30 protein-coding genes and 1 pseudogene are annotated in these 25,141 nt (G+C 60.7%); 19 read left to right on the top strand and 12 right to left on the bottom strand.

Annotated elements, in window-relative coordinates; translation table 11 throughout:
• The 5 genes and pseudogenes from QWJ46_RS17475 to QWJ46_RS17455 form a co-directional block, all read left to right on the top strand.
• Positions 1-130 (top strand): annotated as a pseudogene (locus tag QWJ46_RS17475) (sugar ABC transporter ATP-binding protein); the annotation flags it as partial.
• 15 nt (positions 131-145) lie between these two features.
• The gene (locus tag QWJ46_RS17470) at positions 146-1,684 is read left to right on the top strand and encodes a GMC oxidoreductase (RefSeq protein ID WP_302752389.1); all 1,539 of its coding nucleotides are present in this window, start codon (positions 146-148) and stop codon (positions 1,682-1,684) included.
• 9 nt (positions 1,685-1,693) lie between these two features.
• The gene (locus tag QWJ46_RS17465; protein WP_302752388.1) at positions 1,694-3,349 is read left to right on the top strand and encodes a GMC family oxidoreductase; all 1,656 of its coding nucleotides are present in this window, start codon (positions 1,694-1,696) and stop codon (positions 3,347-3,349) included.
• Positions 3,350-3,362: 13 nt separating this feature from the next.
• Positions 3,363-4,532, top strand: a complete 1,170-nt coding sequence (locus QWJ46_RS17460) for a Gfo/Idh/MocA family protein (protein WP_302752386.1) — start codon at positions 3,363-3,365, stop codon at positions 4,530-4,532.
• Between the two features lie 13 nt (positions 4,533-4,545).
• Positions 4,546-6,627, top strand: a complete 2,082-nt coding sequence (locus QWJ46_RS17455; RefSeq protein ID WP_302752384.1) for an FAD-binding protein — start codon at positions 4,546-4,548, stop codon at positions 6,625-6,627.
• 18 nt (positions 6,628-6,645) lie between these two features.
• Here QWJ46_RS17455 and QWJ46_RS17450 read toward each other — a convergent pair whose 3' ends face one another.
• The 5 genes from QWJ46_RS17450 to QWJ46_RS17430 all read right to left on the bottom strand — a co-directional run bounded on the left by QWJ46_RS17450 (position 6,646) and on the right by QWJ46_RS17430 (position 8,955).
• Positions 6,646-6,828 carry a hypothetical protein gene (locus QWJ46_RS17450; RefSeq protein ID WP_064801965.1) on the bottom strand — a complete coding sequence of 61 codons (183 nt, stop codon included), beginning with the start codon at positions 6,826-6,828 and terminating at the stop codon, positions 6,646-6,648.
• A gap of 5 nt (positions 6,829-6,833) precedes the next feature.
• Entirely contained in the window at positions 6,834-7,064 is a 231-nt protein-coding gene (locus QWJ46_RS17445) for a hypothetical protein (protein WP_302752381.1), read from the bottom strand.
• 77 nt (positions 7,065-7,141) lie between these two features.
• Positions 7,142-7,933, bottom strand: a complete 792-nt coding sequence (xth, locus tag QWJ46_RS17440) for an exodeoxyribonuclease III (RefSeq protein ID WP_302752379.1) — start codon at positions 7,931-7,933, stop codon at positions 7,142-7,144.
• A gap of 130 nt (positions 7,934-8,063) precedes the next feature.
• Positions 8,064-8,465 carry a GFA family protein gene (locus QWJ46_RS17435; protein WP_302752377.1) on the bottom strand — a complete coding sequence of 134 codons (402 nt, stop codon included), beginning with the start codon at positions 8,463-8,465 and terminating at the stop codon, positions 8,064-8,066.
• A 13-nt stretch (positions 8,466-8,478) separates the two neighbouring features.
• Positions 8,479-8,955 (bottom strand): hypothetical protein, encoded by a 477-nt coding sequence (locus QWJ46_RS17430; RefSeq protein ID WP_302752375.1) that lies wholly within the window; start codon positions 8,953-8,955, stop codon positions 8,479-8,481.
• 301 nt (positions 8,956-9,256) lie between these two features.
• Between QWJ46_RS17430 and QWJ46_RS17425 the strand changes: the two genes are divergently transcribed.
• Complete coding sequence (locus tag QWJ46_RS17425) at positions 9,257-9,745, top strand: hypothetical protein (protein WP_302752393.1); 489 nt, start codon at positions 9,257-9,259, stop codon at positions 9,743-9,745.
• 43 nt (positions 9,746-9,788) lie between these two features.
• Here the strand turns inward: QWJ46_RS17425 and QWJ46_RS17420 are convergent, their stop codons facing one another.
• From QWJ46_RS17420 to QWJ46_RS17410, 3 genes are all read right to left on the bottom strand, one after another.
• Positions 9,789-10,412, bottom strand: a complete 624-nt coding sequence (locus QWJ46_RS17420; protein ID WP_302752374.1) for a response regulator transcription factor — start codon at positions 10,410-10,412, stop codon at positions 9,789-9,791.
• 2 nt (positions 10,413-10,414) lie between these two features.
• Positions 10,415-11,803, bottom strand: a complete 1,389-nt coding sequence (locus tag QWJ46_RS17415) for a sensor histidine kinase (RefSeq protein ID WP_302752372.1) — start codon at positions 11,801-11,803, stop codon at positions 10,415-10,417.
• A 64-nt stretch (positions 11,804-11,867) separates the two neighbouring features.
• Positions 11,868-12,044, bottom strand: coding sequence for a hypothetical protein (locus QWJ46_RS17410; RefSeq protein WP_176439481.1), 177 nt, complete (start codon positions 12,042-12,044; stop codon positions 11,868-11,870).
• A 159-nt stretch (positions 12,045-12,203) separates the two neighbouring features.
• Between QWJ46_RS17410 and QWJ46_RS17405 the strand changes: the two genes are divergently transcribed.
• Positions 12,204-13,055, top strand: a complete 852-nt coding sequence (locus tag QWJ46_RS17405; RefSeq protein ID WP_302752368.1) for a class I SAM-dependent methyltransferase — start codon at positions 12,204-12,206, stop codon at positions 13,053-13,055.
• 95 nt (positions 13,056-13,150) lie between these two features.
• Here the strand turns inward: QWJ46_RS17405 and QWJ46_RS17400 are convergent, their stop codons facing one another.
• A complete protein-coding gene (locus QWJ46_RS17400) occupies positions 13,151-13,423 on the bottom strand; it encodes a hypothetical protein (RefSeq protein ID WP_302752367.1) in 273 nt (90 codons plus the stop codon).
• A gap of 192 nt (positions 13,424-13,615) precedes the next feature.
• Here QWJ46_RS17400 and QWJ46_RS17395 point away from each other — a divergent pair, with 192 nt between their 5' ends.
• From QWJ46_RS17395 to QWJ46_RS17370, 6 genes are all read left to right on the top strand, one after another.
• Positions 13,616-14,014, top strand: a complete 399-nt coding sequence (locus tag QWJ46_RS17395; RefSeq protein WP_085777859.1) for a DUF1236 domain-containing protein — start codon at positions 13,616-13,618, stop codon at positions 14,012-14,014.
• 112 nt (positions 14,015-14,126) lie between these two features.
• Positions 14,127-14,291, top strand: coding sequence for a hypothetical protein (locus QWJ46_RS17390; RefSeq protein WP_302752366.1), 165 nt, complete (start codon positions 14,127-14,129; stop codon positions 14,289-14,291).
• Positions 14,288-14,869 (top strand): BA14K family protein, encoded by a 582-nt coding sequence (locus QWJ46_RS17385; protein WP_302752363.1) that lies wholly within the window; start codon positions 14,288-14,290, stop codon positions 14,867-14,869. Before QWJ46_RS17390 ends, QWJ46_RS17385 begins: the two co-directional genes overlap by 4 nt.
• A gap of 114 nt (positions 14,870-14,983) precedes the next feature.
• Complete coding sequence (locus QWJ46_RS17380; protein WP_064810147.1) at positions 14,984-15,298, top strand: hypothetical protein; 315 nt, start codon at positions 14,984-14,986, stop codon at positions 15,296-15,298.
• A gap of 63 nt (positions 15,299-15,361) precedes the next feature.
• On the top strand, positions 15,362-16,246 hold the full coding sequence (locus tag QWJ46_RS17375) for a hypothetical protein (protein ID WP_302752361.1): 885 nt from the start codon (positions 15,362-15,364) through the stop codon (positions 16,244-16,246).
• 101 nt (positions 16,247-16,347) lie between these two features.
• Complete coding sequence (locus tag QWJ46_RS17370; protein ID WP_302752360.1) at positions 16,348-17,340, top strand: L,D-transpeptidase; 993 nt, start codon at positions 16,348-16,350, stop codon at positions 17,338-17,340.
• Between the two features lie 73 nt (positions 17,341-17,413).
• Here the strand turns inward: QWJ46_RS17370 and QWJ46_RS17365 are convergent, their stop codons facing one another.
• Complete coding sequence (locus QWJ46_RS17365; RefSeq protein WP_302752358.1) at positions 17,414-17,950, bottom strand: peroxiredoxin-like family protein; 537 nt, start codon at positions 17,948-17,950, stop codon at positions 17,414-17,416.
• A gap of 90 nt (positions 17,951-18,040) precedes the next feature.
• On the opposite strand from QWJ46_RS17365, the gene QWJ46_RS17360 reads away from it, so the two are divergent.
• Complete coding sequence (locus QWJ46_RS17360; protein WP_302752357.1) at positions 18,041-18,796, top strand: AraC family transcriptional regulator; 756 nt, start codon at positions 18,041-18,043, stop codon at positions 18,794-18,796.
• Positions 18,797-18,913: 117 nt separating this feature from the next.
• Here the strand turns inward: QWJ46_RS17360 and QWJ46_RS17355 are convergent, their stop codons facing one another.
• Entirely contained in the window at positions 18,914-19,705 is a 792-nt protein-coding gene (locus QWJ46_RS17355; protein WP_302752355.1) for a phenylalanine 4-monooxygenase, read from the bottom strand.
• Between the two features lie 123 nt (positions 19,706-19,828).
• On the opposite strand from QWJ46_RS17355, the gene QWJ46_RS17350 reads away from it, so the two are divergent.
• The gene (locus QWJ46_RS17350) at positions 19,829-20,290 is read left to right on the top strand and encodes an Lrp/AsnC family transcriptional regulator (protein ID WP_064801990.1); all 462 of its coding nucleotides are present in this window, start codon (positions 19,829-19,831) and stop codon (positions 20,288-20,290) included.
• A 3-nt stretch (positions 20,291-20,293) separates the two neighbouring features.
• Here the strand turns inward: QWJ46_RS17350 and QWJ46_RS17345 are convergent, their stop codons facing one another.
• A complete protein-coding gene (locus tag QWJ46_RS17345) occupies positions 20,294-20,794 on the bottom strand; it encodes an Lrp/AsnC family transcriptional regulator (protein WP_064801992.1) in 501 nt (166 codons plus the stop codon).
• 131 nt (positions 20,795-20,925) lie between these two features.
• On the opposite strand from QWJ46_RS17345, the gene hppD reads away from it, so the two are divergent.
• Genes hppD through maiA form a run of 4 tightly spaced genes read left to right on the top strand, consistent with a single transcriptional unit; the run spans position 20,926 to position 25,139 of the window.
• Entirely contained in the window at positions 20,926-22,035 is a 1,110-nt protein-coding gene (gene hppD, locus QWJ46_RS17340; RefSeq protein WP_302752351.1) for a 4-hydroxyphenylpyruvate dioxygenase, read from the top strand.
• Positions 22,036-22,073: 38 nt separating this feature from the next.
• Positions 22,074-23,435, top strand: coding sequence for a homogentisate 1,2-dioxygenase (hmgA, locus tag QWJ46_RS17335; protein ID WP_302752349.1), 1,362 nt, complete (start codon positions 22,074-22,076; stop codon positions 23,433-23,435).
• A 49-nt stretch (positions 23,436-23,484) separates the two neighbouring features.
• Positions 23,485-24,510 (top strand): fumarylacetoacetate hydrolase family protein, encoded by a 1,026-nt coding sequence (locus QWJ46_RS17330; protein WP_302752347.1) that lies wholly within the window; start codon positions 23,485-23,487, stop codon positions 24,508-24,510.
• On the top strand, positions 24,507-25,139 hold the full coding sequence (gene maiA, locus QWJ46_RS17325) for a maleylacetoacetate isomerase (RefSeq protein ID WP_302752345.1): 633 nt from the start codon (positions 24,507-24,509) through the stop codon (positions 25,137-25,139). The genes QWJ46_RS17330 and maiA overlap by 4 nt, the downstream gene beginning before the upstream one ends.
• Positions 25,140-25,141 lie beyond the last annotated feature (2 nt).

Raw genomic sequence — 25,141 nt, 5'->3', positions numbered from 1 at the left:
CGGCGGCAAATCCGTCGTCGCCCGCCTGCGCGCCGATGCCGGCATCGCCCCAGGCCAGAACACTCGCCTCGCCTTCAATCTCGACAAGGCCGTGTTCTTCGATCCGGAAACGCAGGCGCGCATTGCGTAACGGGCAGGTGCTGACATGAGCGGTTCACCAGACATCCTCATCATCGGCTCGGGCGTCGGCGGCGCCACCGTCGCTGCCGGCCTGGCTGTATCAGGTGCTGAGATATTGGTCCTCGAAGCCGGCGATCATATCGCTGATCTTCCCGTCAATCGCGACCAGCGCGCCATCTTCCAGCGTGGACATTTCCGGCCGAAGGAAACCTGGTACGAAGCGGACGGCAGGGCCTTCAACCCGGGCAACTATTACAATGTCGGCGGCAATTCGAAATTCTACGGCGCCGTCTTGTCGCGCTACCGCAAAGAAGATTTCGACGTCATCGAACATCGGGAAGGCATCTCGCCGGCCTGGCCTTTTCCCTATGAAGAGCTGGAGCCCTGGTATTCGAAGGCAGAGCTGATGTATCAGGTCCGCGGCAGTCTTGGCGAAGATCCGACCGAACCGCATCATTCGGTTGCCTACGAATTCCCGCCTGTGCCGGACGAGGCGCCGATCGCCGACATCAGGGCGCGCCTGAAGGCGAAAGGCCTGCATCCGTTTTCGCTGCCGCTCGGTCTGGATCTCGACGCCTGGCTCTCCAAGGCGCGTACGCCCTGGGATGCACATCCGAATTCACAGGACGGCAAGATGGATGCCGAGACCGCAGCCCTCGCGGTGGCGCTGAAACACGAGAACGTGCGGCTTGAGACCAATGCACGGGTGATGCGGCTCGACACAGGGGCGGGGAGCCGGATCGACCGGGTCACCTACGTCAAGGACGGACAGACGCTGACCGTCTCGCCCCGGATCATCATCCTTTCCGCCGGTGCGGTGCAGTCATCCGTGCTTTTGCTCCGTTCGAAAAACGACCGCTTCCCGAGGGGGCTCGCCAATTCTTCCGACCAGGTCGGTCGCAACTTCATGAACCACAACGCCTCGGCCGTGATAGCGGTGTCGCCGCGCTTCAGGAACACCGCCGTCTACCAGAAGACCTTCGCCTTCAACGACTTCTATCTCTCGGACGGCGAGGGTGGACCGCCGCTCGGCAATGTGCAGTTGCTGGGGCGTATTTCTGAAAAGGTCCTCAAGGGCTCTCTGCCGCAGGCGCCGGAATGGCTGCTGCGTTTCATGACGGACCATGCCATCGATTTCTATGCGATGAGCGAGGACGTTCCGAATCCCGAAAGCCGCGTGATGGTCGATGGCGATCGGATCGTCCTCAAATGGCAGAGGACCAATTGGGACGCGCATCTTGCCCTTGTCGCCAAGCTGAAGGCGATCCTGCGGTCGATCGGTTTTCCGATCGTGCTCTCCAGAGCTTTCGACAAACGCACGCCGTCCCACCAGTGCGGAACGATCCGCATCGGAAACGACCCGGCAACGGCGCCACTGGATCCATACTGCCGGTCCTACGATCACGGCAATCTTTTCGTCGTCGACGCCGGTTTTCTGCCCACATCGGCTGCGGTCAATCCGGCACTTACCGTCGCCAGCCAAGCGCTCAGAGTTGCCCACCACATCGCATCGACGGACTTGCAGACACAGTCAGATCCATTGGCGCGCGCCGGCTTCAAATAGGACAGTAAAATGGGATTCGATTATATCATCACCGGTGCCGGTCCTGCGGGCTGCGTTCTTGCAAGCCGCCTCAGCGAAGATCCCGACGTCAAGGTACTGCTTCTGGAGGCCGGCGGAGGCGACTGGAATCCGCTTTTCCACATGCCCGCCGGCTTCGCCAAGATGACGAAGGGCGTCGCCAGCTGGGGATGGGAAACCGTTCCCCAGAAGCACATGAAAGGCAGGGTGCTTCGCTATACCCAGGCAAAGATCATCGGCGGCGGCTCTTCGATCAACGCGCAGCTCTACACGCGCGGAAACGCGGCCGATTATGATCTCTGGGCCAGTGACGACGGCTGCGAGGGCTGGGACTACCGTTCGATCCTGCCCTATTTCAAACGTGCCGAGGACAATCAACGTTTCACAGACGATTACCACGCCTATGGCGGTCCGCTGGGGGTCTCGATGCCGGCTGCACCGTTGCCGATCTGCGACGCCTATATCCGCGCGGGACAGGAGCTCGGCATACCCTATAATCACGACTTCAACGGCCGCCAGCAGGCCGGCGTCGGATTTTACCAGCTCACCCAGCGCAACCGCCGGCGGTCATCGGCATCGTTTGCCTATCTCTCGCCGATCAAAAACCGGAAGAATCTGACGATCCGGACGGGCGCGCGTGTCGTCCGCATCCTGCTGGAAGCAGGCCGCGCGGTCGGCGTCGAGATCGCGACCGGAAATGGTCTGGAGGTCGTGCGCGCCGAACGCGAAGTCTTGGTCTCGTCAGGCGCGATCGGATCGCCGAAGCTCCTGTTGCAGTCCGGCATAGGGCCAGCCGACCATTTGACTGCGGTGGGTGTCAAGCCTAGCCACGATCTGCCCGGCGTCGGCGGCAATCTTCAGGACCATCTTGACCTTTTCGTTATCGCCGAATGCACCGGCGATCATACCTATGACGGCGTCGCAAAACTCCACCGCACGCTTTGGGCGGGGATACAATATGTCCTTTTCCGTACCGGTCCGGTCGCCTCCTCACTCTTTGAAACCGGCGGCTTCTGGTATGCCGATCCCGACGCACGGTCGCCCGATATCCAGTTCCACCTCGGCCTGGGTTCCGGCATCGAAGCCGGCGTCGAGCGGCTCAAGAATGCCGGGGTCACGCTCAACTCGGCCTATCTGCATCCGCGCTCGCGAGGGACAGTGCGTCTCTCATCCGCCGATCCCGCTGCGGCTCCCTTGATCGATCCTAACTACTGGTCCGATCCTCACGACAGGAAGATGTCGCTGGAGGGGCTCAAGATCGCCCGCGAAATCATGCAGCAGGCGGCGCTGAAACCCTATGTCATGGCCGAAAGGCTGCCGGGACCGAAGGTCATGACCGACGAGCAGCTTTTCGACTATGGCTGCGCCAACGCCAAGACCGACCATCATCCGGTGGGCACCTGCAAGATGGGAACCGGGTCTGACGCGGTTGTCGGGCTCGATCTCAAGGTCCACGGCCTTGAAGGCCTGAGGGTGTGCGATTCCTCCATCATGCCGCGCGTGCCGTCATGCAACACCAACGCGCCGACGATTATGGTCGGTGAAAAGGGGTCGGACCTCATCCGGGGGCTGCCTGCGCTGCCATCGACGATCTTCTCCTATGAACGCAACGATACCAGGCCGCGGGCTCGTGCCGAGATCTGCTAAGGGAGTGATGACAATGTCTGAAGTGAGTGTTGCAGTGCTTGGCGCCTCGGGCTGGATGGGAAAGGTCCATACGATGGCCTATCAGACCTTTCCACATTTCTTCGGCGTGTCGGACGGAACGGCGCGGATCGTGGCGCTTGTCGACAGCAACCCTGACGTAGCGCAGGATATCGGCAACAGGGCGCCGGGGGCCAGGATCTACCAGGATTGGAAGCTGGCGGTCGCCGATCCCGAAGTCGACCTGATCGACATCTGTCTGCCCGACCATCTGCATTATCCGGTAGCCAAGGCCGCCCTGCTGGCCGGCAAACACGTCTATTGCGAGAAGCCGCTGGCAAACACCGCCGACGAGGCGCGGGAGCTGGCCGAGATCGCCAGAGAAAAGGGTGTCATTACCCGTGTCGGACACGCCTTTCCCCGAAACCCCGTTCATGATCTGGCGAAAGAGATCATCGAATCCGGTGAAATCGGCGAGATCAAGCTGTTTCGCGGCTGCCAGCACGTCGACATGTATGGGGATCCCACAGCACCGTTCATGTGGCGCGCCGATGGCAAGCTCGCGCCGACCGGGATCGTCGGCGATACCGGTTCGCACATCTTCAGCTTTATGGATTTCCTTGTCGGCCGCGTCAGCTCTCTGATCGCCGACAATCTCATCGTCACCCCGCGCCGGCCGATCGTCGAGGGGCTTGCCTATGGGGAGCAGGTGAAACTGTCGGGCAACGAGGCCTGGGCCGATATCACCAATCCCGACGCAACGAACCTGCTGTGCAGGTTCGAAAACGGCGCCGCCGGCATCGTCGACTTCAGCCGGGTCGCCACCGGCCGCAAATTCATGCAGACCTACGAAGTCTATGGAACGAAAGGCAGCATCGCCTATACCTATGACGAGATAAACCGGCTGCGTTTTTACTCCAACGACGACAGCACGGGGCGGCGCGGCTTTCGCGAGATCGACGTCGGTCCTGAGAACCCCACCTTCAGGGCCTTCCTTCCGCTGCCGAATTTCGGCATCGGCTATAATGAAAGCAAGATCATCGAGGTGGCGGAGGTGATCCGGTCGATCGTCGCAAACAGACCGATGTGGCCGACATTCGATACCGGCCACCACATCTGTCAGATCGTCGATGCCTGCATGGAGTCTTCCCGGCAGAGACGCTGGGTGGATATCCCGCTCAATTGATTGTGACGCGCCGATGACCATAGATGTTCCGCAGGAAATCCTTGACGCACTGACCGATGTCGATATGCCGCGGCTTCCGCCGGAGCCGCCTGCTTCCGGTCTAGCCCGCCTCGCCGGCATCGACGTGCCGATCTACCGAGCCGGCTGCGTCGTCGTCGGATCCGGCGCTGCGGGTCTGCGTGCGGCGGTGGAAATGAAGCGGCGCGGCGTCGATGTCGTCATCATCAGCCAAAGCGCATGGGGCGGAACCTCGGCCTGCTCTGGCTCCGACAAGCAAACCCTCCACACCGCGAACACGGCCGATCAGGGCGATAATTACCGGGCGATGGCCCGCGCCATCGGCGGCGGCGGCGCCATGGACGAGGACACGGCCTATGTCGAAGCGGTCGGCTCGTCACGGATGATGGCATCGCTGCAGTTCTTGGGGCTGCCGCTGCCCCAGGATCCGCTTGGCGGAACACTGCGATATCAGACCGACCATGACGAGGTCGGCCGCGCCACCAGCTGCGGCCCGCGCACCTCGCGCTTGATGGTCAAGGTGCTGGCGGAGGAGGCGATCCGGCTGGCCGTGCCGTTCTACAACCAGACCACCGCGGTCAAAATCCTCACCGAGGGCGAGGGGGCTGAGCGTCATGTCGCCGGCATGCTCGTCATGCGCGCCGGCGACCGTAGGCAGGAGAACCCGCTCGGCATCGCCTTGTTCGTGAGTGACGTGATCGTGCTCGCCGCCGGCGGCCCGGGCGAGCTCTATCGCGACAGCGTCTATCCCAACGGCTGCTTCGGCTCTCTCGGACTGGCGCTCGAGGCAGGCGTCGAGCTCGTCAACCTAACCGAAAGCCAATTCGGTATCGGAACGCGCAGGGAGGGATTCCCGTGGAATCTGTCCGGCACATATGTCCAGGCGATCCCGCATATCTATTCGGTCGACGGCGAGGGCGCAGAACACCATTTCCTGGCGGGATATTATCGAAGTACCCAGGAGCTGGCGTCAAACATCTTCCGTAAGGGCTATCAATGGCCGTTCCACGCGACCCGCATGCTTGATTTCGGCTCGAGCCTGGTCGATCTCGCCATTTACAGCGAGACCGCAGCGGGTCGGCGCGTCTTTATGGACTTCAATCGCAATCCTCCGCCCGTTCCCGGCGACCTGCCATTCAGCCTGGAGAGGCTTGACGAGGACGTTCGCCTCTATCTCGGCAAGGCTGGCGCCGATCAGCAAATGCCGATCGATCGATTGAAGCATATGAACCCGCTCGCGATCGAGCTCTATCGCCGTTACAAGATCGATATTGCCGAAGAGCCGCTGGAGTTCGCGGTCAATAACCAGCACATGAACGGCGGCATCATGGTCGATAGCTGGGGCCGCACCAATCTGGGTGGCTGCTACGCGGTCGGGGAGGCGGCGGGCACACATGGGGTGACAAGGCCCGGTGGAGCGGCGCTGAATGCCGGGCAGGTCTTCGGAACCAGGGTGGCCGAACACATCGGTGCCGGCGGAGCAAAGCGGCCTGACGCGGGACGTGTACCGGAGGCCGCAGAGGTGGGCATCGTCAATCTCCTTTCCGCCCTGCGCAGTGAAAGCCCGCTCACCGTCAAAGCGGTCCGCTCGGCGGTGCAGGCCCGCATGAGCGAGAAGGCGGGCATCATCTGCGATCAAAGGAGCGTCCGCCAGGCCTTGGTCGAAGCGCGGGCGCTGAACGCCAAAATCCGCGCCAACGGCCTCGCCTACGACCACGCGGCCGAAGCGGTCCGAGGTGTGCAATGGCGGCACATGGCGCTTGCCTCGGAAGCGGTGCTGAGCGCGCTCGACTTTTTCATTGGCAGGGGCGGCGGCAGTCGGGGAGCACGCGCGATCTGCGATGCGGAGGGCGAATTCCTTCCGCAGGCGAGCGCCGGTCCACTGGAGGACTATCGTTTCCGTAGGGAAAGCGAAGCGCATCGCCAGGAGCAGATCGTCGTTCGGCTCGAAGGCGATGAGATCAGGCTTTCAACCCGTCCGAACCGCAATCTGGACGAAGGCGCCAGATCCTTTTTCGAGCGCGACTGGCCCGCCTGGTTGACGGGCCGCATCTATGATCTGGACGGCGGCGAATGAGCCGATGCTGTCATCGTATCAATCAGGATTGGCGACCGCTGGCGGAACCCGGATGCGCTCCGTATCGTCAGAGCCTTCGGCAACGGCTTCCTCGCTTTTGCGCACATGCCGTGGTGGATCTTTTCCTTCGACCGGCTTCGGCGACAACTGGTCGTCGGCCTGGATTTCGTCGGTATTGAGATAGTTCTTGCTCTCGCCCATGACGATCACTTCCGGTTGGAGAATAGCGGGGCGGGAATGCGACCCTTCTGATTGGCGCGGCCTGTCTCAGGATCGGAGCCGGGGACGCCGTCGCCCGCCTCGCGGCTGCTGCCCATGCTGACGGGAGGCTTGCGCCGGTCGTCGACATTTGCCTCGGGCAGCTCGTCGTCCTGAGTATCCTCGTTCAACGACTTCGGCGGAAGCTTTGCGGAATCGGGAATGGGTTTCGTGCGCATCGGACAATCTCCTTTGCAGGCAAACTCCGGCAGGCATCGCAGGTTCCCCGATATTCTGTGATCGATGGCATTGCCGCTTATACGGCTTCAGCCGCGGGAATATCGAGCTCGATCATGACGGGTGCGTGGTCGCTCGTGTGCTCCCAGCTTCGCGGCTTGCGCCGGACGGTCGCCGATCGAAGCCACGGCGCCACCGTCGGGCTGAGCAGAAAGTGGTCGATCCGCAATCCGGCGTCGCGCTCGAAACTGTTCCGCCAATATTTCCAGAAGGTGTAGATGCGCTCGTCGGGATGCAGGTGCCTGATGGCATCCGTCCAGCCCTGGGAGACGAGCTGGGCATAGGCTTTGCGGACTTCGGGCCTGAAAAGCGCATCGTCTCGCCAGCGCTCCGGCTTGTAGACGTCGATCTCCGTCGGCATGACGTTGAAATCGCCAGCAAGGATGGAAGGCACCTCGATTTCGAGCAGTTCGGCGGCATAGGCGTGCAGGCGACGGAACCAGCGAAGCTTGTATTCGAACTTGGCGCTCGGAAAAGGATTGCCGTTCGGCAGATACAGGCATCCGATCAGCATGCCCTCGATAGCGGCTTCGATATACCGGCTGTGGGTGTCATCGGGGTCGCCCGGAAGACCGCGCCGTGTCAGCATCGGTGTCTTGTCCTTTGCCAGGATGGCGACACCGTTCCAGGATCGCTGCCCGTGCCACACAGCGCCGTAGCCGGCCCGTTCGAGCTCTTTTCGCGGAAATCTGGCATCGTCGGTTTTCAGTTCCTGCAGGCAGGCCACATCGGGGACATCCTCCTTCAGCCAGCGCAGCAGGTTGGTCAGTCGCCCGTTGATCCCGTTTACATTGTAGGTTGCGATTTTCATGAGAGCTCATGCGAAGCGGCCAGATCGGGAAGTTGGCGCAATCTACCAGGTTCACTTGTCGCGCGTCTCCGGTCTTCTTTAAACGCAGGTCATTGCTGCAAAGCCGCAGCACGATTTTGCGCGGCATGCTTCAGAAGCGCTCCTGAGTTTCCTCCCCCGGTAGTCCGCGCCCGCAGTCGGCCCAGTCAAGCCGGCTCTCCACGCCGTAATGACCTGCAGGTCGAATCCTGTCGGGGCGATCAAGCGAGCCAACCGTCACGCGGATCAGTTCGTCGCCGTCGTACCGAAGGAAGAGCGGCGTTCCGCATTTGCCGCAAAAGCCGCGTGTCGCAATCGGCGAGGATCGGTAAACGGCAGGGGAAGACTCCGTCCAGACGAAATCTTCAACCTTGGCCTGGACAAGTACCGCGAAAGGACCGCCGGTCGCTTTCTTGCACATGTCGCAATGGCAATATCCGGAATGCGGCGGAGCGCCGGTGAATTCGTATCGGCAGGATCTGCATAGGCAGCCACCGGTCCATTGGCTCGCCATGGTGGTCGCCCTTTCAACGGGTTGCGCCGTACACGAAGGCGATGGCGGCGACGATCGCTGCGGCAGTCAGCGGCTGCTGGCGTATCCTGTCCTCCATATCCTGGACGAAACTCCTAGCTTCCGCCTTTGCCAGACGGGCTGTTCCGGACGCCAGCTCCGACGCGGACTCAGCCATCCGGCCGGCTTCTTTCTGAAGCGCACGCAGTTCCTCGCGGTCGGCGTTGAATCTGTCCGAGGAGCGCAGGGCCTGATCGACCAGCGGATACTCTTGGTCAATGGCGGTCGGATCCGGCTCCCGCTTCACTCGCTCAGCCGCCTCGACATCGCTGCGGCCGGCGGGAATGGAGGTATGGGTGGCGGAGACGGGATCAGAAGCGGGAAACGTGTCTTCGATCGCTTTGTCGAGTTCGCCCTTTCGGGACTGTTTTCGCTGCTCTGCCTGCTCTTTTCGCAGGGACTGGACGGCGGGTGAATCATTCGGGTTCGGCATCGCGGTTTCCTCTGTTGCACTTTGATAATCAAAGCGGTGACGAGGAAAGAAGTTCCAGAAAAATGCGTCTGCGCCTCATCCAGCAACACTATGGCGACAATGTCGGCAATATACGCGCCCAGGCAGTATTTGTGATGACATCGCTCGTATTTTTGGGGGCGCATTCACTGCATGCCGGACCAAAGTCCTGCCTTTTCTTGGTACCTAGGTCCGGTTGCATTTAGCCTTCGGAAAAGCGAAAGTCCTCAAGGCCTCCCATAAGCATAGGAACGGCGAAGAACGGATGAACAAGGCAATGGCATTGACTATCTCGAAACGGGATTTTCTGAGATTGGGCGGCAGCGCGGCGGTCGCCTTGGTGGTTGCCGCATCGCCTGTGACAATCAATCTCGATGGTTCCCTTCGCGTTCTGACGGTGAAACAAGCAGAGGCAAAAGACGGTAATAACGGGGGCGGCAACGGCGGCGGAAACGGCAACGGCGGAGGGAATGGCAACGGGGGAGGCAGTGGCAATGGGGGCGGTAACAGCGGTAATAGTTCCGGCAACAGCGCAGGTGGAAGCTCCAACAGCAACGCCGGATCCTCTTCATCCTCGGCTTCCTCGTCGACGGGATCGAAGGCCAGAGCGACCGAAGGTACCGATGGGTCGATCAACGTTCGCCACGCGAACGGTATCACCGAAAGCCTGCGCAGTGGCCGCTATGTCATGAAGGACGCGAAGGGCAGGACGATCATAAGCCGCCAGGCGACGGCGAGCGACGCAAACCGGCTGAGCAATTTCCTTCGCTGAGATGCGGAAAACGGCGCCGTAGGGATCGCAGGTCGACCCGGCGCTATCGCCGTTCGCGCCATTGCAGGGCCGCTTCGGTCCTGTTCGAGGCGCCGAGCTTGCTCAGGATCTGGGTCATATGGTGCTTTACGGTCTTTTCCTGCAGGTTGAGGCGCAGGCCGATATGCTTGTTGGACAGACCTTGGGCGACGAGATCCATCACCTCGCGCTCCCTTGGCGTCAGACTGTTCTTGTCTGAGTTTCCGTTTTGCAGCGAATTTTCCATCGCCTTCGCCGACATCGTCGGCGAGACATATCGCGATCCGCTGAGGACGGTTTTAATCGCTTCCGCGAGGCCGCGGGATCCGACACCTTTGAGAACGTAGCCCATCGCGCCCTGCTGCAGGGCTCCGAGCAGCGTGTCCACCTCCTCGGATACGGTCAACATCAGCACTTTCGTCGTCGGGCTGAGCGCCAGGACGTCGGCGATCGCAGCCAATCCGCCGCCGGGCATCGAGACATCGAGAAGCATCACGTCGGGGAGGTTGTTCGATGCGATCATGGCGGCGTCTTCGCTGCTGGCCCCTTCGCCAATGACCACGAAGTCGCTCATCTCCGACAAGCTCCGCGTTACACCCTCGCGAAAAAGCGGGTGGTCGTCCACGACGCCGACGGTGATTGGTTTCATCTCTATTCTCCAGCTTCCATAGGCTCGAAGGTCATGGTCACGGTCGTTCCTCCTTCACCCGTCTTGATATCGAAAGATCCCCCCAGGCTGTCGATGCGTTCGCGCAGCCCTACCAGGCCGAGGCTTGTCGGCCTCACCTCCGTCGGATCGAACCCATCGCCACGATCACTGACCTCCACACAAACATGACCATTGTGCGACACGGCTTTCACGGTCTGCTGAACGCCGCCGCCGTGGCGATAGGCGTTGTTCAAGGCTTCCTGAACGAAGCGATAGATACAGATCTTTACGGCAGCAGCGAGCTCGGGTCCATCCTCGTCGATGATCGTTTCGACAACGGTTTCGGTCTTGTGCCGGTGCGCTTCGACGACCCGCAGCACGATATCGGTGATCGAGGACTTTTCGATCTGCGGGAGCACCAGTCCGCTGCAGATATTGCGGATTTCCGTCATGGCCTCCGCGAGGCTCGAGCGTATCCAGGCAAGTTCTTTTTCGCGTGCTTCGGGTTCGGTGGATGCGTTGATCAATAAGTCGCTGTCCAGTCTCAGTGAAGCATAGGCAATGTGCTGTGCCGGACCGTCGTGCAGATCGGCACCAATGCTGCGCAGATATGTTTCGTTCAGCGCCGCCACGCGCTGCGAGGCGCGCTGCAGCCGCCGCTGGAGGCCGCGATTTTCCGCCAGCAGCGCAGACAATTCCTTGACCCGTTCCTTGAGATCCCTGCGCTGCGCTTCTATCGTGCGGCTTCCGCGAAACACCAGGGCGGAGAGAACGAGGAAAAAGACGCCTGTGAGAGTGGCGACTGCTCCCCAGCTCTGCAGCCTCGCATGCGCCAGACTGTCGCCGAGGCCTTCCGCGGTCTCGTAGAATTCGAGCACAGCGACCGCCTGGCCGGACCACGGCTGGAGAACCGGATTGTAGATTTCCATCAGCGGCTTGCCGAGCGCGCGCTCGGCACCGCTTTCCGGGTCATCGGCAATCTCGTAGCGCGCAACCAGCGAGCCGGCGAATGCCTTCTGCAGCTTGGCGTTCAGCGGAAACTTCTGGCCCACCAGCTCCTTGTCCTTCGAATAGAGGATGGTGCCGTCGTTTCGCCATAACCTGAATGAGACAAGGCGCCTGCCAAGCGCCCCCTGGCCGAGCGTTTCGTCGAGAGCCTGAGCGCTGCCTTCGTCCAGCAGCGATTCCGTTTGCATGTCGGGAAGCAGCGGCGCCACCACACTGTCGACGTAAAGTGCCGTCGCCGCGCCGGAATTATGAATGACGGCTTCCTCGATCAGATGGGTGACAAGGATGCCCACGAGAAACATGGCGGCGATCGAGACCAAGCCACCCGCGATGAAAAATTGCGAGGCGAGTGAGCGGGCATTCCAGCGGCGCAGCCAATTCATTTTGATACCGGCAAGAGACTTTGCCGACTAACCTACAGCGTCTTTGGAGTTTTTCCAGACTGTATCAGGGCAGATTCCTGGTATCGAAGACCTCAGCGCCTCTGATGCTCTCGGTCAAATGAATGCTATCGCCTGACATGGCTGCGCCGAAGACATAGAGGAGACCGGCCAGAACGATGACAAGGGCAATGACGGAGGCGTTCCAGGCGTCGTTGACATGGGATCTGTTCCTCTGGGGCATAAGCGGATCTCCTTCCATATCGTTCAAACGACGCGGTTAGGTGACCGTTCCGCTTCGGGGACTTCGGTCGAAGAGGCCTGGGACCAAGGTCCGTCCCCGTGGACAACAGCAGATTCAGCCATATTTCAACTTCGATGGAGCTGTGTTGGGAGACATGTGGTGACAGTTTCTGCGAACATCGATGACGGTGCAGATGCCGCATTTGTCGCGTCTCCCCCTCCGTTTGGGGCAGGCGTCGCCGATCTTTACCAAGCCCTTCTCGTGCCGATTCTATTTGAGCCCTATGCGTTGGAAATGGCAATCGCCGCCGAACGGTCGAAGCCGGTCAGCGTGCTCGAAGTCGCGGCGGGGACCGGCGCCTTGACACGCGCTCTGCGGGCGAGGCTCGATCCGGCCGCCGAGATCGTTGCCACCGACCTCAGCCAGGCGATGATCGACGTCGGCGCACCATCTGTGACGATGTCGCGAACGCATTGGATGCACGCGGATGCGCAAGATCTGCCGTTCGCCCCTTTGATGTTCGATCTCGTCGTTTGCCAGTTCGGCGTCATGTTCTTTCCGGATAAGCCGAAGGCCTATGGCGAGGCGAAAAGAGTGTTGCGGAGCGGGGGCCATTTCCTGTTTTCGACGTGGGATTCGCTTGCTGCCAACGACTTCGCAAGATGTGTGGACGAATGTCTGACAGACCTCTTCCCGTCGGACCCTCCCGATTTCCTCAGGCGCTTGCCATATTCTTACTTCGACCCCAGTCCGATCAAGGCTGAAGTATCATCGGCGGGATTCGAGGCGGTTTCCTGCGAACGGCTCGAACGGACCTCTATCGCGGCCACAGCACAGGATGTCGCGACCGCCTTCTGCCGGGGCACGCCGCTCAGCGGAGAAATCGAATGGCGGGCGCCGGAGCGCATGTCGGAGATCGTTGATGAGGTGGCCGAGCGGGTCGCGTCCCGCTATGGCGTCCGTCCTTGCGGCAGCATGAGCGCCCTGGTCGTCTCCGGCCGGGCCGCTTAACCTCTTCCGGCATCCTCTCGCGCGCCGATTGCCGGTGCCGGGGCTCGTGCGGACAATCATTGCCCTGGCGCCTGGATTAAACCTACGGTCCCCGATTAGGGGATGAGGCAGTAGTCGGGGTAGGGAGGGGCATGCATCGCGCCGATGACGTGCTGTTCGATCTCGACACAGGTTTCGTCATATTCCCGCACCAGCTTTAAATTGAACCGTCGTCTTCGAAGCCGATCACGCGCCTCGACTGCCATCTGATAGGCCTCGAAAAGCTCGAGCTGCCACGGGTCGCGCGCCTGCATGATCAGCGTCCGCATTTGCGGCAGACGCATCGCCAGGCGCCTGCGTCCTGCTTCCCGGCGGTTAGATCGTGTCATCTCCCTCGGTCTCCTGCCCAAGCCCGCGATGCGATGGCGTTCGGCTCGAGAATAGCGCGGCTGACGAATAATGAAATCCAGACCAAGGGCCGGGATGCCTCAGACCGAGGTCCGAGGCGTGGAACGACCTCGTTGCCAGCAAGTTGGTTTGGCAGCGGCAAGCAGGCCGCATTGAAAAGCAAGGAGGAAAAGATGCTCTTCAAGCTAATTGCAGGCGCAGCAACTGCCATGACCCTGATGTCAGGTGTCGCATTCGCCCAGTCCTCGACCGTCAATGGTGCGGCTGGTGGCGCAATCACCGGAGCTATCGTTGGTGGTCCGGCCGGTGCTGCCATCGGCGGCGTTGCCGGCGCAGTCGTCGGTACGGCAATCGATCCGCCGCCGCAAAAGGTCGTCACCTATGTTCGCGAGGCGCCGGCACCGTCGGCACGCGTCGTTGTGAAGGAAAAGGTGGTCGTCGGCCAGCCCCTGCCGGAAACGGTCGTCGTGACCCCCGTTCCGGACGACCCGAAATATGCCTACGCGGTCGTCAACGACGAGCGTGTCATTGTCGAACCGTCGTCGCGCAAGGTGATCCAGGTGATCAAGTGACCTGATCGTTCACGTGGCTCTGCCGCGTCTTCCTTTCGCAAATCATCTTCAGATCAGCCGCACGATGGACGGCAGCGTCGTCGTGCGGCCGCACGGATCGAGGAGAGGGAACATGATCTATTCCGAAGAGAAATCCGCTGGTCTCGCCGTGCCGCTGATCGCCATTCTCTTGGCGATCGTCGGCATTATCGCCGTGCTGGTCGCCACCGGCGGTCACAGCAGCGCCGGGCCGCGTGTCTGGGTTCCCCAGGCACAACAGCAGGGAGCGGGCCAATGAATGCCATTGCAAGCGTCGCCTTCGGCATTGCCAGCTCGGTTGGCGCCTGCATGGCAGCGGCCTCCCTTGCCTCGCATGTGGTGGCGGATCCCGGACCACCCGCGCTCACGGACCTTGCCGCCCCCGATCTATGGACGACGAATCCGGTGAAGGTCGATCCCCATCGGCAGCATTATGAGCGAATTCCGCCTGTCTATTCCAGCTATGTCACCGAGGCTCCGGCGACCGTCGCGCCAAGGATGGCTTCGCAACCCGCTCGTCCGTCGACAGAACTACAGGCACCGCAGCCAAAATTCTCCGCCGAGCACCTTGCCTGGTGTGCCGAACGCTACCGTTCCTTCGATCCTGCGACCAACAGCTACCGATCCTATAAGGGCGACATCCGCGAATGCTCTTCGCCGTTCCAGCAGAATATCGCCGCAAGCCCTGAGGCCGGCGGCACGAAAGTCAATGCCCAGGCGGCTGCCCGATGCGCCGCCCGCTACAGATCGTACCGACCGGAAGACAACACCTATCAGCCATGGGATGGTCCGCGCCGAAGCTGCGACTTGTCGGATCTGGTCGCGACGAGCAATTAACCATGGTCGGGCAGCTTGTACAAAATGGTACCGTGCTGGCTAGCCAGACTAAAGTCCGTGTTGTAATCGCATCGGTTGTGATATCCGGTTGTATTTGAGGGGCGGAGAGCGGGGATGGCGACGACGCTGATAGCAGAAATCCACCAGGCGCAGACAAGGCTTCCGTTCTTGAGCAGGGCGGAGCGCGGAGCCCTTATCGTTCGCATTCTTCGCGAGTTGAAGATACTCCGTCGCGAAGTTCTCGGGAATGTGTCGGCCGATCGCTGCGTTTGGATCGATAAACTGATCGCGTCAGTTTCTTCGACAGTATCGGAAATCGTCACGATGCCGGACGCCGAGTTCAACCGTGTCTTGAACGAGTTCGAAAAGCTCATGGCAACGCTGCATAACATTTCGCACCCGCAGAAGCCGTCGAAGACGGTTCACTAGCGTCGTTAAGGCGACGGACGGGCGCGCCGGAAACCGATCCCGGCGCGGAAGCGTTCTCCTCCTATGACCGAAACAAAATCGCCCGCCGACCAGGACGAGATGTCGCCCCGTGACGATGAGCCGAAGCCAGGCGCAGAAGTTTCCTTCCCTTACGACAGGATGACTGTCGAGCAGTTCCGAAACCGTTTCCCGCGTGCCCGCTGGAACGACGTCCGAAAGGCCTGGTTCGTTCCCGGCCGAACCGCGTCCCGTCGCATCGGCCGATGGCTTGCCGAGCTGGAGGCCGAAGCCGACGCGCATGCGGATGCGAAGGGGCGCGATGCCTTCGCCTTCGATCCCATCGACAGTCCATATCTGGAACTCGGCAAGGCCGGCTTTCGAATCCGCACGCCCTATTCAAAAACCGTCGTCGACGAGCTTCGCGAGGTGCCGTTCTCGCGATGGGATGGCGATCTTCGAATATGGCACGTGCCCTTTCGATCCTATGAGGAACTGAGACGCAGATGGCCTGAGATCGAAACGGCGGCTCGCAGAAACGAACCGGAGGAGAGGCGACGGCGTGCCGACGAGCGGAAGGGAACCGAACAGGAGCTGCGCAGCAGGCTTCGCGCAGCAGAACGCAAGCGCCGCCGTTACCCGCTTCCGGCCGACGATCTGCCGCCGACAGGGCGTCCGGTGGCCACCTCGTATGGGATCGTTGTCTTTACTTATATCACCGGCGAACTGGTCGATCCGGCTCTCGTCGCGGATTTCTATCCCGGCGTCACCGAGGATCATCTCTGGGGGTATTGGCGGGTGCCGACATTCGACGAACTTGTCCGTACCTGGCCTGCGAAAACGCCTCCCCGTCGGGATGCCGAATGGTGGCAGCCGACGATCGAAGAACTGAGGCCCGCCCGCCGCGCCGCAAGATCACGCGAGGCCAGGAATCAAGCGAAGACGCCGTGACCGAGAGCCTGCTATCGGTCTCGCGGACTTTTAGCAGATGCTGCGTCGACGATGCCCGACCGGTGGTGGGAACAAATTCCCACGTTGGTCATTTGTTGTCCATGAAAACAGCCCTGCCGATGTCGCTGCTCGCTCTGGCCCTCTCCGTTGGCGGCGCCCCGGCGCGAGAGCTTCTCCCCGAAACGATCAACGCCGCTTCCCTTGCCGACATCGGGAAAGGAAAGCTGTCGCCCGCCGATCCGGATCCGGCGATCGTCCGCCTCCAGGTCCTGCTCGACCGTGCCGGCTCGTCTCCCGGCGTGATCGACGGCCTCTCCGGCGAGAACGTCGACAAGGCGGTGGCCGGCTTCGAGGCGATGAACAAGCTTCCGGTCGACGGCAGGCCGGATCCGGATGTCGCCTCCCGCTTGGAGGACAATTCGCCCATCGTCGAGAGCTATGTCGTCTCGCCGGAGGACGCCACGGAGCTCGTTGACAGAATCCCTGAGGATTATGGCGAGAAGGCAAAGATGCAGAGCCTCGGCTATACCAGCGTTGCGGAGAAGCTGTCCGAACGCTTCCACATGGATCTCGATCTCTTGAACGCGATCAACCCAGGTTCGCATTTCGCGCCCGGCGACAAGGTGTGGGTCGTCAATCCCGGCCCTCCCAGGGAAGGTAAGGTCAAGAGCATCGAGGCGGATAAGAAGACAGGGCAGGTGCTGGCCTATGGCGAGGATGGCTCGCTGCTTGCCGTCTATCCCGCGACGATCGGCAGCGAGGACAATCCGGCGCCTTCAGGAAAGCACAAGGTCAAGGGCGTATCGAGAATGCCGGTCTACCGATATGATCCGAAGCGCAACTTCAAGCAGGGAAAGAACGACAAGGTCCTGACGATCCCGAAGGGGCCGAATGGTCCGGTCGGCAGCGTCTGGATCGACCTGACCGAGCCGACCTATGGCATACACGGGACGCCGGAGCCGAAGCTCATCGATAAGGTCGGCTCGCATGGCTGCGTACGGCTGACGAATTGGGACGCCGAAGAGCTGGCCGGCATGGTCAGACCGGGCGTCCTGGTCGAGTTCGTCAATCGCAGTCCCGCCGATCCGAAGTGAAACCCAGATCTGACGATCACTTGAACAAGATGATGGCCGCAGCTGCCTTCCGGCGGGTCGCGACCAGGCGGCGTTAGACCCCTCCCGTATATTCACCTCTTGCCGGGTAGCCGTTTTTGATCACGAAATCCAACGCCTGCACCATCTCGGCGAAATTTGGCCGCGCAAACGGCATGGATTGCACCGAGAGCCAATAGATCGTCCGATCCGGCCTGACTAAGAACACGCCCGGCTCTGAGAAAAGTTCGGGTTCCTCGATGCCAATCGATGTCTTGCCGCGCGAACTGGAAATATAAAGACCCCATTGCCGCGCCACGCTCAACGACAGGCCATAACCGACCCGCAGGTGTTCAGCACCGATTTTGTCCGCCATCTGCCTGGCGCGGTCTTCCCCATCAGAGCTTATAGCGATTGTACTTACCCCGCGCTCTTCGAAGGCTGGCGTCATCCGATCCAACTCTTTGAGATAGTTTGCGCAGACGGGGCAGTGGAGCCCACGGTAGAAGCACACAAGCGTCATGAGCGATGGGCTTTCGCTCGTCAGATTGAACTCGCCATGCTGAAGGGTCTTGATGGTCAAATTGGGGGCTAGTGTTCTCGGGATCAACATTGATCAACTCCCTTAGGTCAAACGCCAGACGCCGTGTTGACGTCAAGGCCTCACCATTCCATAATTCTGATCATCATTAGTCCGAGAATCATGATCGAAAGCCCGAAGCCTTTTCGAAAAGTTGATCGCCTGACGGCCTTCTTTGACGCATTCGAACTGGAAGTCTCGCTAGACCCAACGCCGATGAGGTATGGCCGTGCCCGGCTGTTCGTGATTGGTGAAGCAGGCGGCCCAGTCGAAGCAATCGTTCTCCAACCACGGAGCGACAGCGTTCCCGAGCCATCGGCGTTGATGACCGCGGCGGTCGATTTCGAGGGGGCGCATAACCCGCTCATGAATGCATTGCCTGACCAGGTCCTCATCGGCATCAACGATATTCCAGCTCTTCGGGACATCACGGCCGCCTTCATGGCGGAAGCGCTGGAATCTCGCTGCGGACGCAGCGCCGCCCTCAATCGCCTTGGCGAAGTCATTGTTCTGCTCATTCTGAGGTCGGCGATTGATCGTGGGGCGACCGGGCCTGGCTTGCTAGCGGGCCTGTCTCATCCCTCGTTACATCGGGCCTTGGTGGCAATGCATGATGCGCCGGCGCGCGCCTGGAACAGCGATGACCTTGCTGCAGCGGCAGGGATGTCAAGGAGCCATTTCATGGCCCTGTTTCGTAACGTGGTCGGCACAACGCCGCAGGCCTATTTGACGGGGTGGCGTTTGATTCTTGCTCGACGAAAGCTCGCCAAAGGGGCGAAGGTGAAGGCGGTGGCGCGTCAAGTCGGATTTGGCAGTGCGGCTGCTTTCTCCCGCGCATTTTTCCGGAAATTCGGGGATTGGCCATCAGTCCCATCGTAGGTGCGCGATAGAGGTTGCGCTTAGCGCATCAGGTGGCAGGGTCGTGGCATCCACCACGCGTGGAAGCCAAACTTTCATTTTGTGGCTCAGCCATTTTCTCCAGACGTTGGCTTTCAATCACGAAGCCTTGGCTTCGAAAGCCGGGGCGAAATCTCCCAGCGATTTCGCCTTGAGGATCGCGCCGCCGATATCCTGCTCCACGATTGCCTCGAGATCGGCAAAGCTGTCGATCACATAGTAGATCGGCTGGAGAATATCGATGCGGTAGGGTGTCCGAAGCACGCTCATCAAATCGAACGGCCGGAATTCGCACGCCGTGCCTTCCGTCGCCGCCTTCGCTTCGCTCGGAGAGGAGACGATGCCGGCGCCGAAGCAGCGGCGGCCCTGCGGTGTGTTGATCAGGCCGAATTCGACGGTGAACCAGAAAATCCGGAACAGATGCCATGAATAGCCCTTGCCGAGGCTCATGGCGGTTTCACCGAAATGCCGGACGAAATTGGCATAGCTCTGATTGGTCAGCAGCGGGCAATGGCCGAACACTTCGTGGAACAGATCCGGTTCCTCGATATAATCGATATGCTCGCGGCGGCGCAGGAAGGTCGCCAGCGGGAACTTGCCCTGCGACAGAAGTTCATAGAAGCGCGAAGGCGGAATGAGCGCCGGCACGCCTTCCACGCCGAAACCGGTGGTCTCGTTCAGGCGTCTGTTCACATCGAGGAGCTGCGGCACTTTCTCCGGCCTGAGCCCGAGCAGTTTGACGCCGTCCAGATATTCCTGGCAAGCCTTGTCGGCCAAGAGCTTCATCTGACGCCGGTAGAGTTCGCCCCAGATCGCATCTTCTTCGGATGTATAGTCATAGAGGCCGTCCGGGCCGGGCAGTTTGGCGGTGTAGCTGCTTTCCTTGGTCATCGATTTATCCTCCCGGGAATGGCAATATTTCTGTCATTATGCTCCGTGTTTGACGGATTTTCTTTTCTTTCATGCCGGCTGTCGCCATAGTGGTGGGAGATATTCTCGAATGTGGTGGTGAAAATGAAAGAAACTGGGAATTTCCGCCGCAAGCTTCTGCAACTGATCCAGGCCGACGGCACTCTGTCGCTGGCGGACCTGGCGGAAAAGGCCGGCATGTCGCAGAGCTCGGCTTGGCGGAAGATCCAGGAACTCGAAGCCGACGGCGTCATCCGCAAGCGCGTGACGTTGCTCGATCCCGGCAAACTCGATCTCAAGCTCTGCGTGATTGCCCATGTCACGCTGGAGGATCATCATGAGGAGGCGGTGGCTTCTTTCGCTTCAGTGGTGCTGGAGCGGCCGGAGATCATGGAGTGCTACGCCTTGTCGGGCGCCTTCGACTACATGCTGAAGATAAGGGCGAGGGACGTCGAAAGCTACGAAGCCTTCATGACCCGCTATCTGATGCGAAATCCGCATGTGCGCACCGTCGTATCGAGCTTCGTGTTGCGCGAGCTGAAATTCTCCACCGAACTGCCGCTCTGACTTTTATCGCGCGCTGTCGCCATGCCGGCTGCCCGGCATCATCACCGGGTAGCCTTCGAACGTCTTCAGCGTGTCGAGCACGATTGAGGTTTTCACGTGCTGCACGGATTCGTGCGGCAGCAGAACGTCGTTGACGAATTTCGACAGATCGGCGAGCCCGCGGGTCGCCACCTTGAGGTGATAGTCCATCTCGCCGGTCAGCGCATAGGCTTCGAGAACCTCGGGCAGGCCGTTGATCAGTTGCGAAAATCGGCGGGCATTATCTCGGTTGTGGGTGGCAAGCGTGACGGAAATGACCACCAGCATATCGAGCCCCAGCTTCTCCCGATCGAGGTGGGCACGGTAGCTGCGAATATATCCCTCGGCCTCCAGTCTGGTGCGTCGGCGTGAGCATTGCGACGGCGAAAGCGCGATCCGCTCACCAAGCTCGTTGTTCGTGAGCCTGCCGTCCTTTTGAAGTTCCAGGAGGAGGCGCAGGTCCAATTTGTCGAGGGGCTCATCCATTGCGCAAAATCTCCAAAATGCTCACAGGTCGTGCATAAACTGTTCCTTACGCATCAAGAACGCAAGAACTTTGCGCGTGTTTTGAGCCATAGTTTGCATAGAAAATGCAATCTGCTCTGGAGGAAAAGAAAATGGGTCCGTTCCCGCATGATGCGCCTCCGTCGGAAATCACCGCCGACAATCCGGCTGGCACCGACGGCTTCGAATTCGTCGAATTCGCTCACCCCGAGCCTGGGAAACTCAGCGAGCTCTTCACACGCATGGGCTATGTCGCGGTCGCCAGGCACAAGTCGAAAGACATCACCGTCTGGCGCCAGGGCGACATCAATTATGTCGTGAATGCCGAGCCCGGCAGTCATGCCGCCCGTTTCGTCGCAAAACACGGCCCCTGCGCCCCGTCGATGGCCTGGCGCGTGGTCGATGCCAGGCACGCCTTCGATCACGCCGTGTCGAAAGGCGCCGTTCCCTATGAGGGAACCGACAAGGTGCTCGACGTTCCGGCGATTGTCGGCATCGGCGGCTCGCTGCTTTATTTCGTCGAGACCTATGGGGCAAAGGGATCGGCTTACGAGGCCGAGTTCGATTGGCTGGGCGAGCCCAATCCGAAGCCGCCCGGGATCGGCTTTTACTATCTCGACCATCTCACCCACAACGTCTTCCGCGGCAACATGGACAAGTGGTGGGATTTCTACCGCAATCTGTTCAATTTCAAGCAGATCCACTTCTTCGATATTGACGGCCGCATCACCGGTCTGGTCAGCCGCGCCATCACCTCGCCCTGCGGCAAAATCCGCATTCCGCTGAATGAATCGAAGGACGATACCAGCCAGATCGAGGAATACCTGAAGAAGTACCGGGGCGAGGGCATCCAGCACATCGCTGTTGGGACGGAGGATATTTACGAAGCGACCGACCGGCTTGCCAATAACGGCCTGCGCTTCATGCCAGGCCCTCCCGAGACCTATTACGACATGTCCTATGAACGCGTGCATGGCCATGACGAACCGATCGACCGCATGAAGAAGCACGGCATCCTGATCGACGGCGAAGGTGTGGTGAACGGCGGCATGACGAAAATCCTGCTGCAGATCTTCTCCAAGACGGTAATCGGCCCGATCTTCTTCGAATTCATTCAGCGCAAGGGCGATGAGGGTTTCGGCGAAGGCAACTTCCGTGCCCTTTTCGAGTCGATCGAGGCAGATCAGATCAAGCGTGGTGTCATCGGCACGGCAGCGGAGTAAACTCTACGGCGCAGTAGAGTTTTCGGGAGGAGTTGAGCATGGACCAGACAACGATCCAGGCCGCCGATGCGGAAGCGGCGACGGCAAACAGACTGAAATATATGCCGGGCTTCGGCAACGACTTCGAGACGGAGTCGCTGCCGGGCGCTTTGCCGCAGGGCCAGAACAGCCCGCAGAAATGCAACTACGGCCTTTATGCCGAGCAGCTTTCCGGCTCGCCCTTCACCGCTCCGCGGGGCACGAATGAAAGATCCTGGCTGTACCGCATTCGCCCGAGCGTGCGCCACACGCGCCGCTTCTCGAACGCGTCCTATCCGCTCTGGAAAACCGCGCCTTGTCTCGACGAGAATTCGCTGCCGCTCGGCCAGCTCCGCTGGGATCCGATCCCCGCGCCTGAGGAGAAGCTGACCTTTCTGCAAGGGGTGCGGACGATGACGACGGCGGGCGATGCCGCGACCCAGGTCGGCATGTCCGCTCATGCCTATGTCTTCAATGAAGATATGGTGGACGATTACTTCTTCAACGCCGACGGCGAGCTGCTGATCGTGCCGCAACTCGGCGCCATCAGAGTGTTCACCGAGATGGGCATCATGGACGTCGAGCCCCTGGAGATATGCCTCATTCCCCGCGGCATGATGTTCAAGATCATGTCAGTGGGCGAGCAGACGGTCTGGCGCGGCTATATCTGCGAGAACTATGGCGCGAAATTCACATTGCCGGACCGCGGGCCAATCGGCGCCAATTGCCTGGCAAACCCGCGCGACTTCAAGACGCCGGTGGCCGCCTTTGAAGACAAGGAGACACCCTGCCGCGTCCACGTGAAATGGTGCGGCAAATTCTATGTCACCGAGATCGGCCACTCGCCGCTTGATGTAGTTGCCTGGCACGGCAACTACGCGCCTTACAAATACGACTTGCGGACATTTTCGCCGGTCGGCGCGATCAGCTTCGATCACCCCGATCCGTCGATCTTCTCGGTGCTGACGGCGCCGACGGAAGATGCCGGCACGGCGAATGTCGATTTCGTGATCTTTCCGCCGCGCTGGCTGGTCGCCGAACACACCTTCCGCCCGCCCTGGTACCACCGCAACATCATGAGCGAGTTCATGGGGCTGATCCACGGCCAGTATGACGCCAAGGAGGAGGGCTTCGTGCCTGGCGGGATCAGCCTGCACAACATGATGCTGCCCCACGGGCCGGATGCGCTCGCCTTCGAAAAGGCATCCAACAGCGAACTCAAGCCGGTGAAACTCGATAACACCATGGCCTTCATGTTCGAGACCCGCTATCCGCAGCAGCTGACCAAATATGCGGCCGAGCTCGAAACGCTGCAGGACGATTACCTCGAATGCTGGGATGGCCTCGAACGCAAGTTCGACGGAACTCCGGGCATCAAGTGACAGGATCGATCAAGATCGGCGAAGCTTCCTCCGGCACTGGAATTGAGACATGAAACTTGCGACCTTGAAGGACTCCACCAGGGACGGCCGCCTCGTCGTCGTGTCCCGCGATCTGACCCGCTGTTCGGAGGTCGGCCACATCGCCCTCACGCTGCAGGCGGCGCTCGACGACTGGGAGCATGTCGCTCCGAGACTTCGGCGGGTTGCCGAAGGCATCGAGACGGGCGCTCAGCCGACCATCCGCTTTCACGAACATGACGCCGCATCGCCTTTGCCGCGCGCCTTCCAGTGGGCCGACGGCTCGGCCTACGTCAACCATGTGGAGCTGGTGCGCAAGGCGCGCGGCGCCGAGATGCCGGCCAGCTTCTGGACCGATCCGCTGATCTATCAAGGCGGGTCGGATGGTTTTCTTGCGCCCCGCGATCCGATCCTGATGGCGGACGAGGCCTATGGGATCGACATGGAGGGAGAAGTCGCCGTCATCACCGGCGACGTCGCCATGGGAGCCAGCCCCGAGGCTGCCCGCGGCGTCATCCGCCTGCTGATGCTCGTCAACGACGTGTCGTTGCGCGGCCTGATCCCCGAGGAGCTCGCCAAGGGCTTCGGCTTCTTCCAATCCAAGCCCGCATCGGCATTCTCGCCGGTGGCGGTGACGCCCGACGAACTTGGAGAGGCGTGGGATGGCGGCAAGCTGCACCTGCCGCTGCTCGTGAGCTTGAATGGCAGGCCATTCGGCAGGGCGAATGCCGGCATCGACATGACATTCGATTTCGGCCAGCTGATCGCCCATGCCGCCAAAACCCGCCACCTGGTGGCCGGGACGATTGTCGGCTCCGGCACGGTCTCCAACAAGCTCGACGGTGGCCCCGGCAAGCCGGTGGGCGAGGGAGGAAATGGCTACTCCTGCATTGCCGAATTGAGAATGATCGAGGCCATCGAGAGTGGATCGCCGAAGACCCCCTTCATGAGGTTCGGCGACCAGGTCCGCATCGAGATGAAGGATCATGCCGGCCATTCGATCTTCGGAGCGATCGAGCAGACGGTCGGACGATACGAGGGAGCTGCCGGGGGATGAACGAAATCATTCTCTACGACTACTGGCGGTCATCGGCGAGTTATCGCGTGCGGATCGCGCTCAATCTTTTGGGCCTCGACTACCAGACCGTGCCGATCAACTTGCTCGACGGTGCGCACAGAATGCCGGACTATCTCGCGCTCAACCCGCAGGGGCTCGTGCCGACACTGATGATCGATGGGAAAACGCTGACACAGTCGCTGGCCATCATCGAATATCTGGCCGAGTCTCGGCCGGAATACGGATTGTTGCCATCGGATAGCTTCGGTCGCCACAGAGTGCGCGCTCTCGCATATGCGGTTGCCATGGACATCCACCCGATCTGCAACCTGCATGTCGTCTCGCATCTTCTGACGCTGACCGATAAGGCCGAGGCTCGCGAGGAATGGATGAAGCATTTCATCGGCGATGGACTTCGCAAGCTGGAGATCATGCTCCGCGAATCCGATGGCGCGTTCAGCTTTGGCGGCAGGCCGACGATGGCCGATCTCTGCCTTGTTCCCCAGGTCTACAATGCCCGCCGCTGGGGAGTTGATATGACTGCTTTCGGACGCATCAGCGATATCGACGCCAGATGCGCCGAACTCCCCGCCTTTCAGGCAGCGCATCCGGACCGCGTGAAACCGTAGGA

Origin of the sequence: Rhizobium sp. CBN3 (assembly GCF_030518245.1) — a bacterium.
GTDB lineage: Bacteria > Pseudomonadota > Alphaproteobacteria > Rhizobiales > Rhizobiaceae > Rhizobium > Rhizobium aethiopicum_A.
This window is presented reverse-complemented; position numbering and strand designations above follow the sequence as displayed.

What these genes read in the sequence shown, in the direction of transcription:
- QWJ46_RS17385 (WP_302752363.1), top strand. Translation starts at nt 14,288, where the DNA reads ATGAATGCCATTGCAAGCGTCGCCTTCGGCATTGCCAGCTCGGTTGGC.
- hmgA (WP_302752349.1), top strand. Translation starts at nt 22,074, where the DNA reads ATGGACCAGACAACGATCCAGGCCGCCGATGCGGAAGCGGCGACGGCA.
- QWJ46_RS17345 (WP_064801992.1), bottom strand. Translation starts at nt 20,794, where the DNA reads ATGGATGAGCCCCTCGACAAATTGGACCTGCGCCTCCTCCTGGAACTT.
- QWJ46_RS17365 (WP_302752358.1), bottom strand. Translation starts at nt 17,950, where the DNA reads ATGTTGATCCCGAGAACACTAGCCCCCAATTTGACCATCAAGACCCTT.
- QWJ46_RS17420 (WP_302752374.1), bottom strand. Translation starts at nt 10,412, where the DNA reads ATGAAACCAATCACCGTCGGCGTCGTGGACGACCACCCGCTTTTTCGC.
- QWJ46_RS17415 (WP_302752372.1), bottom strand. Translation starts at nt 11,803, where the DNA reads ATGAATTGGCTGCGCCGCTGGAATGCCCGCTCACTCGCCTCGCAATTT.
- QWJ46_RS17450 (WP_064801965.1), bottom strand. Translation starts at nt 6,828, where the DNA reads ATGGGCGAGAGCAAGAACTATCTCAATACCGACGAAATCCAGGCCGAC.
- QWJ46_RS17410 (WP_176439481.1), bottom strand. Translation starts at nt 12,044, where the DNA reads ATGCCCCAGAGGAACAGATCCCATGTCAACGACGCCTGGAACGCCTCC.
- hppD (WP_302752351.1), top strand. Translation starts at nt 20,926, where the DNA reads ATGGGTCCGTTCCCGCATGATGCGCCTCCGTCGGAAATCACCGCCGAC.
- QWJ46_RS17435 (WP_302752377.1), bottom strand. Translation starts at nt 8,465, where the DNA reads ATGGCGAGCCAATGGACCGGTGGCTGCCTATGCAGATCCTGCCGATAC.
- QWJ46_RS17355 (WP_302752355.1), bottom strand. Translation starts at nt 19,705, where the DNA reads ATGACCAAGGAAAGCAGCTACACCGCCAAACTGCCCGGCCCGGACGGC.
- QWJ46_RS17430 (WP_302752375.1), bottom strand. Translation starts at nt 8,955, where the DNA reads ATGCCGAACCCGAATGATTCACCCGCCGTCCAGTCCCTGCGAAAAGAG.
- QWJ46_RS17380 (WP_064810147.1), top strand. Translation starts at nt 14,984, where the DNA reads ATGGCGACGACGCTGATAGCAGAAATCCACCAGGCGCAGACAAGGCTT.
- QWJ46_RS17470 (WP_302752389.1), top strand. Translation starts at nt 146, where the DNA reads ATGAGCGGTTCACCAGACATCCTCATCATCGGCTCGGGCGTCGGCGGC.
- QWJ46_RS17390 (WP_302752366.1), top strand. Translation starts at nt 14,127, where the DNA reads ATGATCTATTCCGAAGAGAAATCCGCTGGTCTCGCCGTGCCGCTGATC.
- QWJ46_RS17455 (WP_302752384.1), top strand. Translation starts at nt 4,546, where the DNA reads ATGACCATAGATGTTCCGCAGGAAATCCTTGACGCACTGACCGATGTC.
- QWJ46_RS17350 (WP_064801990.1), top strand. Translation starts at nt 19,829, where the DNA reads ATGAAAGAAACTGGGAATTTCCGCCGCAAGCTTCTGCAACTGATCCAG.
- QWJ46_RS17375 (WP_302752361.1), top strand. Translation starts at nt 15,362, where the DNA reads ATGACCGAAACAAAATCGCCCGCCGACCAGGACGAGATGTCGCCCCGT.
- xth (WP_302752379.1), bottom strand. Translation starts at nt 7,933, where the DNA reads ATGAAAATCGCAACCTACAATGTAAACGGGATCAACGGGCGACTGACC.
- QWJ46_RS17460 (WP_302752386.1), top strand. Translation starts at nt 3,363, where the DNA reads ATGTCTGAAGTGAGTGTTGCAGTGCTTGGCGCCTCGGGCTGGATGGGA.
- QWJ46_RS17370 (WP_302752360.1), top strand. Translation starts at nt 16,348, where the DNA reads ATGAAAACAGCCCTGCCGATGTCGCTGCTCGCTCTGGCCCTCTCCGTT.
- QWJ46_RS17445 (WP_302752381.1), bottom strand. Translation starts at nt 7,064, where the DNA reads ATGCGCACGAAACCCATTCCCGATTCCGCAAAGCTTCCGCCGAAGTCG.
- QWJ46_RS17465 (WP_302752388.1), top strand. Translation starts at nt 1,694, where the DNA reads ATGGGATTCGATTATATCATCACCGGTGCCGGTCCTGCGGGCTGCGTT.
- maiA (WP_302752345.1), top strand. Translation starts at nt 24,507, where the DNA reads ATGAACGAAATCATTCTCTACGACTACTGGCGGTCATCGGCGAGTTAT.
- QWJ46_RS17400 (WP_302752367.1), bottom strand. Translation starts at nt 13,423, where the DNA reads ATGACACGATCTAACCGCCGGGAAGCAGGACGCAGGCGCCTGGCGATG.
- QWJ46_RS17360 (WP_302752357.1), top strand. Translation starts at nt 18,041, where the DNA reads ATGATCGAAAGCCCGAAGCCTTTTCGAAAAGTTGATCGCCTGACGGCC.
- QWJ46_RS17395 (WP_085777859.1), top strand. Translation starts at nt 13,616, where the DNA reads ATGCTCTTCAAGCTAATTGCAGGCGCAGCAACTGCCATGACCCTGATG.
- QWJ46_RS17330 (WP_302752347.1), top strand. Translation starts at nt 23,485, where the DNA reads ATGAAACTTGCGACCTTGAAGGACTCCACCAGGGACGGCCGCCTCGTC.